Here is a 14,304-nt window from a genome sequence, read left to right on the forward strand (position 1 = left end):
CTTTTTATTTTAGAATAGCCATTAAGCATAAAAAGCTCATTCTAGCCCATATTCCAACTTTTCGCCCACCTTTATTAAACTTATAGGTATATTTTCAACTTCCGTAACTGATTAATATATACCATTTTACAAAAAATGGCACATTTGTTGAGAAGCCTTGATTTGAAGCTAAAAACAAACAATCAAGGAAATGCAACACCCGTTATCTAACCCAAAGGCTTTTAGCAAAAGGACTTTATTTCATCTATTGCCGCTTATCGTTTTAGCCTGCTTTTCATTCAGTCCAACCCATTTAAGAGCACAGGCACAGAACTGCGGACTGGGCCCTAAGCTAAGTGGATGTGTAAATGGTAATTGTCCGGACCTCACTACTGCCGTCGATATCAACAACAATACTATTGAAGATGTTGCATTGAGTGGTTATCCTCTCAATACCACCTATCTTCCCCTTCCGTTCAATTGGGGCAACAATACTGTCAGAGGATATGACCGTTCTTTCAGTGTATTGGTCGGCGGAAATTTCAGGATTCACGACGGTGGGCAGGGTGTACCGGCCGAAATTGAAGGTAGGGTTGCGATCAAAGGCAATTTTATCCTCGGTGATACAACCATTCCGTACAATTCCTACTATGGCGTTGGAACATCGGGCGGCGGAACTTACGTAATAGCTTCAACCGATTTGCCCGCATTGCTCATCGGCGGTACGATCAAAGGTAACACCAATTCTTTTGGAGTGGGAGGAACAGGAATAGCAATGGGGGGCAGTTATGCCAATAATTTACCCAATCCCATTACCGTAACCGGCAATCTGGGAATCGGAGGCATCGGGCTGAATATTGACAGTACATTGAATGACATTAAGGCCAAAAGCCTCTATTGGGCTACACTTACCGCCACCGGCACATTAAGCGGAGATACCCTTAAGGGCAACAATACCTCTTCAATTCAGGTATTCAACGTTTCAACTTGGAAAAACTTTGTTTTCAAAAATATTCCTGTCGGCGCTTCCGTCATTGTGAACGTGAGTGGTTCAACATTCACCAATGTTCAAATGCCGGCGGTGAACGCAGTTACACCAACGGCCGGCTCGCCTTCTCTGTTTCGATTGCTTTTTAATTTTCATCAAGCCGCTAATGTCACATTTACCGGCACTTTCTATGGTTCTGCCATCATTCCGGCCGGAAATGCAACGTTATCGGGAGGGAACTTCGACGGACGTCTGGTAGTTGGTGGTAATCTTACCCACAATGCATCAGGCGGCGAAATACACAATTATCCTTTTGTGGGTGAGTTCCCCTGCCCTCCTCCCTGTTTGAAAACCGGCTTTGTGCTGAGCGGCACGCCTTCCTGTGCTCCAAACAAACAATCATACAGCGTTACGTTTAACGTACTCCAAAGAAACGGCACCATCAAAGTTAACGCAGGAACATTAACGGGCAGCAACAACGGCCCCTATACCGTAAGTAATATTCCGCCAACGGTGAGTTTGAAAATTACCGACAGTTTGACTTCCATCTGTAAATTTGATACCACTATCACTGCTCCGGCCGCGTGTAATTGTATTCCTGCGGCACCTGTTGTGGTCATTCCCAATGTCTTTGCCTGCAAAGGAGATACTCTTCCAACTTTAAAAGCAACGGTCATTGGAGGCACCACCGCCGACTGGTACGCCAACGCAACGGGAGGTTCAGCGTTGATCTCGGGATCAGTAAATTATAAACCCGCCGGGTTGACAACTGTTACCGATACTTTTTACGTGGAAGCACGCGGAACCACGGCCCAATGCGGTGGAATCAGCGCTTCAAGAACTCCCGTTATTATCACAGTACAGGATTGCGACACGTTGGTTGATTTAAAACTTAAAAAATCCATCAGTAAAAAAATGGTTCAAATCGGCGACACCATCCACTATACCATCAAAGTTTGGAACGAAAATACCAGTTTTGCCACGGGTGTGGAAGTCACCGACTCCCTCAATGCAGGGGTAGAATACATCAGCAGTTCAACATTAAGGTTGTCAAACAACACCATTGCCGGCAGTTACAATCCACTGACTTCCAAATGGATCATCGGCAATATCGGCACTAACGGCGACACCGTTTCCCTCACGATCAAAGTCAAAATAGTAGCGCAAGGGGTGTGGTTCAATACTGCCGAAATCAGCAAAGTCAACGAAAAGGATGTAGACAGTACGCCGGGAAATCAATCAGAGACCGAAGATGATCTGGATCGCCAATGCTTTAGTGTTCCCATCAAGATATGCGGAGGCGAAAAGGCGCTATTAACCGTTCCGGGTCAATTTACGGGCGTACAGTGGTTCAAAACCGGAACAACAGGCACCATTGCTTCCGGCAATCAGATACTCATTGATACGACAGGAACCTATACGTTTACTTCCTCCAATGGCAGTTGTCCTTTGGAAGGATGTTGCCCAATCATCGTTGAAGCAAGTATTAATTGTTGCCTTATCGTGCAATGTATTCCATATACCGTTAAAAAGATCAGAAAGTAGGAGTAAGTAAATGATTCCGGTAAAAGGTCGCTTTCAATGTAAAGCGGCCTTTTTTTGTCCTACCGGTTCTGCAACAATTTCAACATGCTGCGGTCCGGTCCACATCCCTGTTTTTCTACAAGCTGAGGATTGACACACTACGTTGAAATCTGATTTTCTTTCGCTTATTTCGGCAATAGCCATAGGACAGGCAGTGAAATAAGTGATAAAAATCAATTTATTGACCATATCCTTTCGTAAATTTGCCCTTTAACAGTATATTTTTCGAATTTTATTTTTGATTTTTTCCGGAATCTTATGATGAGAAAGTCTTTCTTAGCGGCAGTGGGAGTCATTTTTCTGCTGATGAGCGCCTGCAAACCCAAATTAAACCCTGAAGAATACAACGCCAAAGCTGCTGATCCTGAGTTATACCATAAATCGGTCGAGTTATTGACGGAAGTGATCATTCATGATATTTTTAAACCGCCCGTAGCGAGCCGCATCTACGTATATGCCAACCTTGCCGGATACGAAGCAATGGTACCCGGCTTTCCCGCTTATCAGTCGCTCGGCGGAAAACTCAAAGGTTTTACCACTCCTAAGGCACCGGAACCGGGAAAAGAATATTGTTTTCCATTAGCCGGTACCCGTGCTTTCCTGAAAGTAGCCCGAAACCTAACGTTCTCAGCAAGTTTTTTTGATGAATATGAAAAAGAATTCTACAAAAAATATGAAGCAATGGGGATTCCCGAAGAGGTCATTGAAAACTCAATGGCTTACGGTGACAGCATCGCTGCGCACGTAATACGTTATTCAACAAAAGACAGTTACAAACAAACACGCGGTATTCGGTTTACAGTGACCAACAAACCCGGAACATGGGTGCCAACCCCACCTGCTTATGCCGATGCGTGCGAACCCCAATGGAATAAGATCCGATTATTTACCTTGGATACAGTTACCCAATTTATGCCTCCGCGCCCACCCATGTGGAGTACCGATAAAACCAGTCTGTTTTGGCAGGAAACCCGTGAGGTCTACGAAATTGGGAAAAACCTGACCGAAGAACAAAAGCGTATTGCGTGGTTTTGGGATGACAATCCATTTGTAATGAATGTGGTAGGTCACGTTATGTTTGCCAATAAAAAAATGACGCCCGGCGGCCATTGGTTGGCCATTCATGAAACGGTCTGCCGAAAAACCAAAGCCTCATTTGCCACAAGTGTAGAAGGCTATGTATTGGGTTCTATTGCATTGATGGACGGATTTATCAGTTGTTGGGACGAAAAATACCGCAGTACTAAAGTTCGCCCTGAAACGGTTATCAATTCAGACATTGATCCCAAATGGCAACCTTTCCTGCAAACACCCCCTTTTCCCGAATACACCAGCGGCCACAGCACTATTTCGGCCGCCGCTGCCGAGGTGTTGACGTTTGTACACGGCGACAATGTGGCTTTCACCGACTCAACCGAGTTTAAGCACGGACACGGTGTAATGTCGTTTAAATCATTCAGGGAAGCGGCATTGATGGCCAGTATCAGCCGCGTATACGGCGGAATCCACTACCGTTCAGGGTGCGATGAAGGCAATCGCTGCGGTATCAAGATCGGCAAGCACGTCTTAAGTGTTGCCATGACCCGAAAAGAGCCAAAAATAATTACACAAGTACACTAACCGTTCATCGTTCCTTTCAGCCTACCTCGCAACGCGATGATCGTCATTAAAGAGCTTAAAAAATCCTACGGCGGGCATTTGGTTATCCAAGTGCCCGACTTGGTTTTATCAACAGGTATTCATTGGTTCAAGGGAGCTAACGGTTCAGGCAAAACCACTTTTTTCAGAACCTTGGCCGGAATGCTGCCTTTTGAGGGCGAAATCACCCTCGGCGGAATGGACATCCGCCGCGACCATGTTGCCTACCGACTATGCATCAACTACGGAGAAGCCGAGCCTGATTATCCTGAATTTTTGACGGCCAATGACCTTATTGCGTTCGTTGCCAAGGCCAAACAGGCCAACGCCTCCCAAGTGGAGAAATTAATTGAAACGCTCGGGATCAAGCCGTTTTTATACCAACCCACGGGCACCTATTCAAGCGGAATGCTGAAAAAAACATCGTTGGCATTGGCATTCTTGGGCAACCCCAAAGTGATCATTTTGGACGAGCCCCTCATAACCATTGATGATGCCACAGTCTTGAAAGTCTACGAGTTAGTGCGCGATTATCACGCTCAGGGGGTCACTTTTCTGCTATCATCCCATCAGGATTTTATGTTTGAGAAATTACCCATTCAAACCATTTTCCGTGTTGAAAATCAAGGGATTTATGCTCAATCACTTCCCAATTCCCAATAGCTAGACTAACTCACAAATAGTTGATTATCAACTATATCAGTACCTTTTTCGGTTTTACATTTCTCGGTTTTTCAGTTTTACATTTTTTTACTTATTCATCCGTTGCCGACACTTTGGAACATACTCTATAAAACCCTCGTTCGGGAATATTACCGTCAAAATACGGGATTTCTGTTCTTGGTACTTATGTTTGGATTCGGCATTCTGCGGCCCGAAGATCACATTGCGTTAGCAGCATATGTGTTTGCGTCGCCCTTTTTGCTTTTGCTGCTGTTTGGCATTTGGGCCTTATACCATCTGAAAATCCTCTTTTTTGTCCGCCAACGTTTTCTTTGGGACTCGCATACGTTTTTATATCACTTAGTGTTGGTGCCAAAATCTGTTCGTTGGGCGTTACTTTGGGCAGCCCAAATGATGCTTTGGCTGCCTGTGGTTGCCTATGCCGTTTTTGTCGGGTATTATGGATGGAAAATCGGGCAACAGACAGCTATTCTCTCTACCGCAGGTTTCCTGCTGATCTTACCACTTACGGGTGTATGGGCGTATGAACATCGTTTGTACCGACCTAATCCCGATACTCGCCTCAGTCAGCTTGCGGCGTATATCAATCGCCGGTTCACCAAACCGTATTGGTCGTATTTTATCCTTTATTTATTCAATCAGGCACCCGTTTTGCTGTTTTTAACCAAAGCATTTACCTGCCTGTTGGTCGTGGGAGTTTGTAAACTTTACCCTACCGATACCTATGATGAACGCCTGTTCTCGTTGGCCGGCTCCGCCATCGGAATGGTTCATGTGGTGCTGTTACTGCATTTATACGAATTTGAACATGTGCAGTTGCCGTTACTGCGTAATCTTCCTTTTACCCTTGTCCAACGCTTTGTCAATTACAGTAGTTTGTTCACTTTGCTTATGCTTCCCGAAACGATTTTCTTGATTCGCTATCTGCCCAAGGGAGTGAGTTTGTTATATGCAATTGAATGGTGGTGCCTGCTGATCAGTCTTTTGTGGCTGATCTTCGGACGTTTTTTACAGAAGCATCACACCATGGAGCATTTGCTGAAACTCGGCATTTATACCTTTATTGTTTTGTATTTTGTGATCATGTTTCGTCTGCCCGTCTTATTGATCGTGGGCTTATGCCTTACGGTAGGTGTGTTGCTTTTCAACCGCCATTATTACCGCTCAGAATACCTGATCGATTCATCCGCCATAGCTCCTCGGCCCGAAGACTAAGCCAATTTTTTGAAAATTTCTCAAATGTGAATAACTCACAAAACGCAAAGAGCCTAAAAATAACCGGTGGTGCAGGATTATTGGATGCTTGCTGTAAAAAGCCTATTTTCGCCCCATAAACAAACGTATAATGAAACGCACGATTGGAACAATCCTCACCGGTATGGGTGTCATTTTTATTCTTTTTGCCTGCATCGCCTTCATGTCCGACAAGGCTGTTTTAGGATTTACACTCAGCAAATGGGAAACCCTCGTTCCGTTTGCGGTCGGAGCACTGTTTTTGTTTGTAGGAGTTGGAATGCTGAATAAAGTTGCGGATTAGAGAAAGAATTTAGAATATCTAATTCCTAAACTTTATGGCTGAAATAAATATTGAAAGCGAGTTAACCAAAATAGCGCTAAAAGCTATAGATAACGGTATTCAATATAAGCAATATTTGTATTGCGAAAACCCTAAAAATGTAGACTTGCTTTTTGTTGGGCTTAACCCTTCAGAGGAAAAAAACATTGAAGTAAACCACCTTGAGATTACCCCTCAAAATCCAACAGTTGTTGAGCATTCATATTTCAAACGATTTCAGGAAGTATCAAAAGAATCTACGTTAAAATGGGGTCATTTAGACTTGCTTTATTTCAGGGATACTAACCAAGCAAACGTCAGTAAAATTGCTTACAGAACAGGTAATATCGGGAAACAATTTATATTAAGTCAGCTCGAATTGTCATTAGAGCTAATAAAAAATATTAATCCTCAAATTATTGTTATCTGCAATTCTCTTGCTCGTGATTTTTTCACTTCTCATTTTAATCAAGCCGATAATTGGCTGCAACAACCGATTAAATTTGAGGAAAATTTAGGGACATATCGTTGGGACTGGAATAACACACCCATTTTTTTCACAAGTATGCTCACCGGCCAAAGAGCTTTGGATACAGGCTCTTATGAAAGACTAATTTGGCACATTAAATATGTCAATGAAATAATTTTATAAAACTATAACGAAGCTACTTCACATTACAGGCTACTACTAAAAAAGGCAGGAAGCCCGGAAATAAGCATCACTCGCGGGACGAGAGCGATTGCACAAAAAGAGCGAGACAATGCCTCGCTCCTATTTATAAATTTGAATTAAACGACGAATTAAATTTTGATCGTTTTTCCCCCGTTTGCGACAGATTTATACACCGCTTCCAATACACGAATATCTCGCAGGCCTTCTTCGCCGGGAGCGATCAGAACTGTTGATTTCATGATTGCTTCCAATTCTATTTAATCAATGAAATGCTTTATTGCTCGCCCACTACTTCATATACCGTTTGATTATTTTCATCGACAAATGCCCGGTAGTAGGTTCCGAAACTTACGAAATATTCCTGACCGTCAATGATCACCTGTTGGGCGTCGGCCGGCAGTTCTGTCACAACCGCACCAACGGGCGGACGTACCACTTCGTATTGGTTATTGTAATTATTGTAGGGGCGATAAAAGGTGCCGGAATGATAGTAATAAGGGATTCCTCCAACGTAGATCTGGGCATATCCGTAGGGTAACATTCCAATGCGGGTTCCCCACGCAATCGGCGGGGCGATCAATACCCGAGGTCTGCCACCGTAACGATACCCATATCCGCCTCCATAGCGGTAAGCGGAGCCTCCGTATGCATACGCATTCCCATAGCCATATCCTCGGCGCACCACAGGTGGAGCATAACGATAATAGTTTTGCCTTGGAGGAGTATAGTATCCTCCTCTCTGTCCATATTGGGGATAGGCGGGGCGATTAAAACTTCTTCCCTGATTATAATTGTTGTAATGCTGTCGCGAAGAATTATAGCTTTGTCCCCGTCCGTCGTGGTAGCTACCGCCATTGCTCCGACCGTTACCATAGTGTGAGCCACCGCTTTGATGATGACCGTTGTGCGCTCCTCCACCGTTTCGGTGTTGGGCGGCGAGGGGGCCGGAAACCAAAGCGATTCCCACCAAAAGCCCCAAAGTGATATTTTTCAATGCTGTCGTTTTCATGATAAAAAGCAGTTTAAAACTTTTTATAAATATAACGATTCTATCTGCCAAAATATGCAGTTTGGTTTAAATTATGATAACCGGAAAGTCGCGTTTTTTCTCGAAGCATCTTCTGTGTAAGTATTCCCTAATGTGCAACATCCGATAAATTTTCTAAACGCTATAAAAGAAAAAATCGGTGAAGCGGCGTATCAAGAAATACTATCCAAAATCAATTTACAAAACCCCTAGAAATCCACCTCCAACCCCAACAAATTCTGTAAATCAAGCAGGGCAGGATTACGCTCGGCAAGAGCATTGAATTTTTCCTGTGGGGTATAGGGATTGCGTTTTACTTCACTCGGCGCAATGCGGTGTGTAATTTGAATCTGACGGTTTTGGAGGTTTCTTCGAAGGTAGCCTAACAGCATGGGTTTGATCTCATTAAGCAGGGTTTCCTGATGCAGATTGTCCAGGATCAACTCAATGGTCATGTCCTGAAAACTTATCTCACGGTTGAGCATGATCTGTTCACTTACCGCGCCGCCGTTTTGCTCCCGCATCCGTGAAAAAGCGGCCCAAACATCTTTCAACGCTTCTGTCGTTACAGGTTGGTCTTTTTCGGGCAATGTCTCCAAAACCACTTCGACGGGCTTTGAAACCTGCGTCGGTTCGGGAGTATCCGTAATAGAAGTGCTTAAATTGACCGTTGAACGCAATTTGCCAAGCGGACCCAACTTATTACCGTTAGGCGTATTTTGGTACGTTATGGTAGGCTCAGCCGTCATGGGTAATGATGACGACGATGTAGGGGCAGGCCTCGCGTCTGCCCTATCTGCCGCGTTTTGCGATACGTTGTTGTTGCCGTTTTGACCGGCCCCCGCGTTTGATTGGGCAGAGGCCGCGCCCGGTTGGGCAGACGCAAGGCCTGCCCCTACGTTAGGCTTTTTTTTTTCGTCGGCGGCTAAGGCTTCCAGATCAAGCACTTCGGTCAGCTTGGCCATTTTCATCAGGCAAAGCTCCACGTGCAGACGCTGTTGTTTTGCTGCTTTGTAATTTATATCACATTGCCCGCCGATACTCAGCGCCGACAACAGAAAAGACAACGAAGCACGGGTTGATTGATCAAGGTATTTATTCTTGGCGATTTCGGAAACCTCAAGCAGTTGTACAGTAGCAGAATCCTTAGAAACCAACAGATTACGAAAATGCTCCAACATCCCGATCACAAACAAATGCCCATCGAAGCCTTTTTTCAATACCTCATTAAAGATCAACAGCGTTTCGGAAAGTGCTCCTGACAACAACGCATCGGTCAATCGGAAATAGTAATCGTAATCCAGAATGTGAAGATTTTCCAACACCTCTTTATATCGCACCGTGTTGTCGGTCGAGAAAGTTACGTTGAGGTCAAACATCGAAAGCGCATCCCGAAGGCCTCCGTCGGCTTTCTGGGCAATGAGTTCGAGGGCTTCGCGCTCGGTTTTAATGCCTTCTTTTTTGGCAATGAGTTCGATGTGATCGGCAATGTCGCGCGGCTGAATCCGGTTAAAATCAAAGATCTGACACCGCGACAGGATCGTCGGCAAAATCTTGTGTTTTTCGGTCGTAGCCAAGATAAAAATAGCGTAGCTCGGCGGTTCTTCGAGGGTCTTCAAAAAGGCATTGAAGGCCGCCGACGAAAGCATATGTACCTCGTCAATGATGTAGATTTTGTACTTTCCCGTTTGGGGCGGATAGCGTACCTGATCGATCAGGTTACGAATATCATCCACGGAGTTGTTGGACGCCGCATCCAATTCGTGCACATTGAACGAAGCATTGTTTTGAAACGCCACACACGATTCGCACTCTCCGCACGGCTCCACTTCGTCGGTAAGACTCTGACAGTTAATGGTCTTTGCTAAAATACGCGCATTGGTCGTTTTTCCCACCCCACGCGGGCCGCAAAACAAAAATGCCTGCGCCAAGTGGTTGGTTCGAATTGCGTTCTTGAGGGTAGTGGTAATGTGCGACTGCCCGACCACCGTATCGAACGTAACGGGGCGATATTTCCGAGCCGATACTACAAAATTGTCTGCCATGGTCGCAAGTTAGCAACTCAATGCCTGAATTCAAACAGAAAAAAAGGGGAAGATCAGTAATTAAAAAGATATCAGGAAGTTAGCACCGGCACTTCTATTTTGTTTTTAAAATGGTTACTCTATCTCCCGAACGAATCGCACCCTCCTGAAGTACACGCGCAGTAATGCCTCCGTGTCCGCGCATGGCATTGTAGCCTCCCTCCCCCAGTACTTCTTCCATACGACTGCATGGATGGCACAACCCCGTCATTTCCAAAACGGCATCGCCAATCTGAATACGATGGTCTTTCAGCGCCAGCAGGTTGATTCCATGAACTACGATGTTTCGACGCAAAAGAATAGGATTAATAATACCTCGCCCCAAGTATGAACCTATTGCCGCAAGGTGCTCTGCCTGGATCAGGGTCACTTGCCGTTTGCTGTCGGCATTGCCTTTATAGCGGTCGCCGTCCAGACCCGTGCCGATACGGGCATAGGTTTCCTCTACTATTTCTATTTCTTGCCGGGTTGCTGTTCTCAGTCCTATCCAGATCACCTCTCCCGCCTGCGGGAAATGACCCATGAGTTCTTTTAAAGGAGTATGATCGGTATACATATCGTTTTCGCCAAATCAAACCTATAAGGTTTTTAATTTAAAAAGGTTAAAAAATATATTAATCAAACGAAAGAAAGTCCTTGCAGGTGCTGATGAGATCAGGAAAAAATTGACGAAAATACGATTCATAAAGCGCCTCGTTATCAAATAACTCCGTCCCTGCCTGCTCTATTCCTGCCAAAAAAGGATAACGACGCGACATTCCCACAAACGACCGGTTCATGCCTTCGGCAAACTGATAATTGTACAACCAATCGTATTTGATCATTGAGTCGACCAACATCAGCGCTTCCGGAGGAATAACCGCGCGGTGTTTTTCCAAAATGCCGTATACCCAAATCGTAAAATGCTTTAATGACAACGGATGATAATCTTTAAAATGTTTCGCCAGAAAATAATCAAAATACATATCCATCACCACTCCTTTGTATTTTCCGAAACGGGCCGGCAACGCCTGACGACAGGCTTGCCCGGCAGGATGTGTATCGGTAAATGAATCAATTTGTCGATGCAGCAAAATTCCCTGTTTAATGGGGGAATTGTAACGATCGTTGCGGGGGTGGTCGAGACGGCCACGGGCAAAATCGCCCAATAAATTGCCAATGATCAAGGGTTCCTGATCAAAAGACAAATAAAAATGAGCGAGATAATTCATTATCAATTTTGGATTTCTGAAAGGCCATGCCTTTAATTGGTAATAGACAATTCGGCCTCTGTACTATTTTTCGGCAGATAACGTTCTACTTCTACGCCAAATTTCCGCAGGAATTCTACGCCTTCATCAATACCGATGCCTTTGTAGGCGGCGTAAGAATTTAAGTAAATGACCCGTTTGATTTTCATGGTAAAAATAACCCGTGCGCAGGCAATACAGGGAGAGAGCGTTACGTACAACGTGGTTCCTTCCAGGTTTGCCCCATTTTTGACCGCGTACAGGATCGCATTTTGTTCGGCATGGAGCGCCAACGAGCAACTTCCCTTGGAATCGCGCGGGCAACCGGTCTCCGGAAATTCATCGTCACAATTGTGGGTTCCCGACGGCGGGCCGTTATACCCAATTGAAATAATCCGTGTATCTTTGGTGAGGACCGCCCCAACCTGTGCTTTGATGCAATGTGATCGCCGCGCCAGATTTTGGGCCAATTCCATAAATATATCGTCAAAAGCAGGACGCATTCCGAAAAGTAAGTTTAAAAGTGCAGCGAATTGAAAATGAAAAGCAAAGTAACAAATAAGAAATGTATGCAGCGTAGTGTCCTGTGGCTTTTGTTGTTTTTTGTCGTGCAATACATTTCCCCAACGCTTTGTTTTTCACAGACGCAAACCATCGCGCTCAAACCCGAACGGCTCAAAGTTCAACCCAAAGGGTTTTTCATCATTGAAGTCATTGACAATCGCCCGGTAACCTCCAATATCGGTAAAATATGGAGTCGTCCACAGCCATTAACGGCCGTACTTCAGGGCGGCACAGCGCCGGCGATCGACAATTTTCTTCGTCGTTATTTCAACCCTTCGCAAACCGATTCTCTTACACCCATCATTCTTGTTATCAAAGAATTACAGGTTACCGAAGCGCTCATTCCGCCCGCTAAGGTCAGTGGAACGATCAGGATGAATCTGGGATTCGAAACCTACCGAGAAGGCAAACGGACCTTTCTTACGAGTGCCAACGCTTCGGCTACGTATACCCGGGCGGGCATTGCGCCGGAAGACATCATAGAACCTCAACTTCGAAATTTGCTCGAAAACGAGTTGAAAGGATTTAATAAATGGTTTGCCCAAAGCGTCAATGTCTCCGACATATTTGCGCGAAACGTTACGTTGATCCTTGAAAGTGATAGCCTTCCGCCGCCTTCCAAAGCCGATACGTTGGTGTACTATAATCCAAAACGTCCGCTTATTTGGCAGGATTTTCAGGGAGCACCCACGGTTTTTAATCGTTGGGCGGCGCAGGTATTTACAAGTTTTGGCTTCGAAGCACGCTCTGCCGTCAAAAACCGTACTCTGGAACTGCGCGTCAAAACAAAGGTCTGGATCGACAAAACCATTTCATGGGTGCGCCCCGACTCCAAAAACGACTATGTCCTCGACCACGAACAGTTGCATTTTGACGTGACCCGACTCACCGCCGAGCGTTTCAGGCGAAAGCTGCAATCCATGACATTTTCGGTCGAGGATTTCAGCAGTGAGATCCAATACCAATACCTCGAATTTTATCGCCTCCACAGCCAACTCCAACAACAATACGACGACGAAACCAACCACGGCATCAATCAGGGAATGCAGGCGGCTTGGGCCAAAAAAGTCCGCGATGAATTGCGCAGCTATGGGGTATTGCCTTCTGTAAAGTGAGGGGTAGGAGTCTATTTGTCGTTATTTTTAAATGCGCCAAAATTAGCTTTTCCAGTATGTAATTCGTAAATCAAATAGACAATCCCAATGAATATCTTTACAAAACTGGGCATAAAAATCCATTGTAAAAATGAATCCATGCTAACATACTTTGAAGAGAAATCAGGAAATCTTATTATTAAATCAACTAATCCGACTCCCAAAAAAGCATTTAAAAATCGCAAACCCAACATTTTCAAAGTTAATGCAATAACAAAGTAGAAAATAAAAAATCTCAATTATAAAAATATATAACATCAACAAAGCAAGTATTTTAGTTAAATACCCATATTCCGGCAAAACGTTCCCCTCCAGTAATAAAGATATTCCTAGTACTGCATTTAGCAAAAACGCAATAACTATTTCAATTATGCGTCTTTTGATTATTTTGAAAGACATGTTTATTTACTAAATTTTTACGATAGCGTTCTTCACTTAATCGTTTAACGGCTTGAGTAACAATTGTTTATATTTATATCAATAAAGTGTAAAAAATAGAATATAGCTTCATCTTATTTTAGACTTTCTTGAATTTATTTCATAGATTCTTTTCACCGTGGTCTGTGTCTCCACAGACCTACCTAAAAGAGTCTTTGGAGACACAGACCACGGACTAGGAAACATTTTCATTCATTTTTTTCTCAAAATCAAATAGGCTAGATATGTGCTTATCATATACACAATTGACAATGAAATGGGAATAACATTATTAATTTCATTGTCAATTTTTTCTTGGCTTGTCGCGTTTGAGGAAAGGCCATGCGTATTTAAAAGAATAATGAGTAGAATCAACCCTGTACTAAATGATGCAATAAAAACTTTCACATCGGCAGACAATTCAGGCAACAAAAAATGCAACACCCCTCCTCCGGCAAAAAAGAACAAAAAAGGCAAAATCCAAACAGGAGAAAAGGCTAAAACATATAATAGTGTTAATACAGTCAGTTGATCGTAAAAAGATGACCAAATACCCCATAGTAAAATTATAAATATAATGTAGTTCAGGGCAAACTCTAGGACATAATTTACAAAAACAGTTCTTACTTGTTTAATTTTCATATTTCTCTTTAGTACTTAAAGATATCTGCCACTCACACTTAGATAATCAGAAAAATCAATAAACTACTCTATTTTAAAAAGCGATA

At 43.9% G+C, this 14,304-nt stretch carries 13 protein-coding genes; 7 read left to right on the forward strand and 6 right to left on the reverse strand.

Annotation, left to right across the window (positions count from 1 at the left end):
- Window positions 1-190: 190 nt before the first annotated feature.
- From ACQY73_RS07735 to ACQY73_RS07760, 6 genes are all read left to right on the forward strand, one after another.
- Window positions 191-2,512 (forward strand): choice-of-anchor A family protein, encoded by a 2,322-nt coding sequence (locus tag ACQY73_RS07735; protein WP_428663760.1) that lies wholly within the window; start codon window positions 191-193, stop codon window positions 2,510-2,512.
- A gap of 300 nt (window positions 2,513-2,812) precedes the next feature.
- A complete protein-coding gene (locus ACQY73_RS07740; RefSeq protein ID WP_428668439.1) occupies window positions 2,813-4,171 on the forward strand; it encodes a vanadium-dependent haloperoxidase in 1,359 nt (452 codons plus the stop codon).
- A 36-nt stretch (window positions 4,172-4,207) separates the two neighbouring features.
- Window positions 4,208-4,852: an ABC transporter ATP-binding protein gene (locus tag ACQY73_RS07745; protein ID WP_428663763.1), complete on the forward strand. Its 645-nt coding sequence runs from the start codon at window positions 4,208-4,210 to the stop codon at window positions 4,850-4,852.
- A gap of 102 nt (window positions 4,853-4,954) precedes the next feature.
- Complete coding sequence (locus ACQY73_RS07750; RefSeq protein ID WP_428663766.1) at window positions 4,955-6,088, forward strand: hypothetical protein; 1,134 nt, start codon at window positions 4,955-4,957, stop codon at window positions 6,086-6,088.
- 130 nt (window positions 6,089-6,218) lie between these two features.
- A complete protein-coding gene (locus ACQY73_RS07755) occupies window positions 6,219-6,410 on the forward strand; it encodes a hypothetical protein (RefSeq protein WP_428663769.1) in 192 nt (63 codons plus the stop codon).
- Between the two features lie 34 nt (window positions 6,411-6,444).
- Entirely contained in the window at window positions 6,445-7,080 is a 636-nt protein-coding gene (locus ACQY73_RS07760; protein WP_428663772.1) for a hypothetical protein, read from the forward strand.
- A gap of 295 nt (window positions 7,081-7,375) precedes the next feature.
- Here the strand turns inward: ACQY73_RS07760 and ACQY73_RS07765 are convergent, their stop codons facing one another.
- The 5 genes from ACQY73_RS07765 to ACQY73_RS07785 form a co-directional block, all read right to left on the reverse strand.
- On the reverse strand, window positions 7,376-8,110 hold the full coding sequence (locus tag ACQY73_RS07765) for a DUF6515 family protein (protein WP_428663775.1): 735 nt from the start codon (window positions 8,108-8,110) through the stop codon (window positions 7,376-7,378).
- Between the two features lie 227 nt (window positions 8,111-8,337).
- Window positions 8,338-10,173: a DNA polymerase III subunit gamma/tau gene (locus tag ACQY73_RS07770; protein WP_428663778.1), complete on the reverse strand. Its 1,836-nt coding sequence runs from the start codon at window positions 10,171-10,173 to the stop codon at window positions 8,338-8,340.
- Window positions 10,174-10,267: 94 nt separating this feature from the next.
- The gene (locus ACQY73_RS07775) at window positions 10,268-10,768 is read right to left on the reverse strand and encodes an MOSC domain-containing protein (RefSeq protein WP_428663781.1); all 501 of its coding nucleotides are present in this window, start codon (window positions 10,766-10,768) and stop codon (window positions 10,268-10,270) included.
- Between the two features lie 58 nt (window positions 10,769-10,826).
- Window positions 10,827-11,423, reverse strand: a complete 597-nt coding sequence (locus tag ACQY73_RS07780; protein ID WP_428663784.1) for an ACP phosphodiesterase — start codon at window positions 11,421-11,423, stop codon at window positions 10,827-10,829.
- 32 nt (window positions 11,424-11,455) lie between these two features.
- Window positions 11,456-11,944, reverse strand: a complete 489-nt coding sequence (locus ACQY73_RS07785) for a deoxycytidylate deaminase (protein ID WP_428663787.1) — start codon at window positions 11,942-11,944, stop codon at window positions 11,456-11,458.
- Window positions 11,945-12,010: 66 nt separating this feature from the next.
- Between ACQY73_RS07785 and ACQY73_RS07790 the strand changes: the two genes are divergently transcribed.
- Window positions 12,011-13,120 (forward strand): DUF922 domain-containing protein, encoded by a 1,110-nt coding sequence (locus ACQY73_RS07790; protein ID WP_428663790.1) that lies wholly within the window; start codon window positions 12,011-12,013, stop codon window positions 13,118-13,120.
- Window positions 13,121-13,789: 669 nt separating this feature from the next.
- On the opposite strand, the gene ACQY73_RS07795 is transcribed toward ACQY73_RS07790, so the two are convergent.
- Entirely contained in the window at window positions 13,790-14,218 is a 429-nt protein-coding gene (locus ACQY73_RS07795; protein WP_428663793.1) for a hypothetical protein, read from the reverse strand.
- Between the last annotated feature and the right edge of the window lie 86 nt (window positions 14,219-14,304).

The sequence above is a fragment of the Runella sp. genome (assembly GCF_965279615.1).
Lineage (GTDB): Bacteria > Bacteroidota > Bacteroidia > Cytophagales > Spirosomataceae > Runella.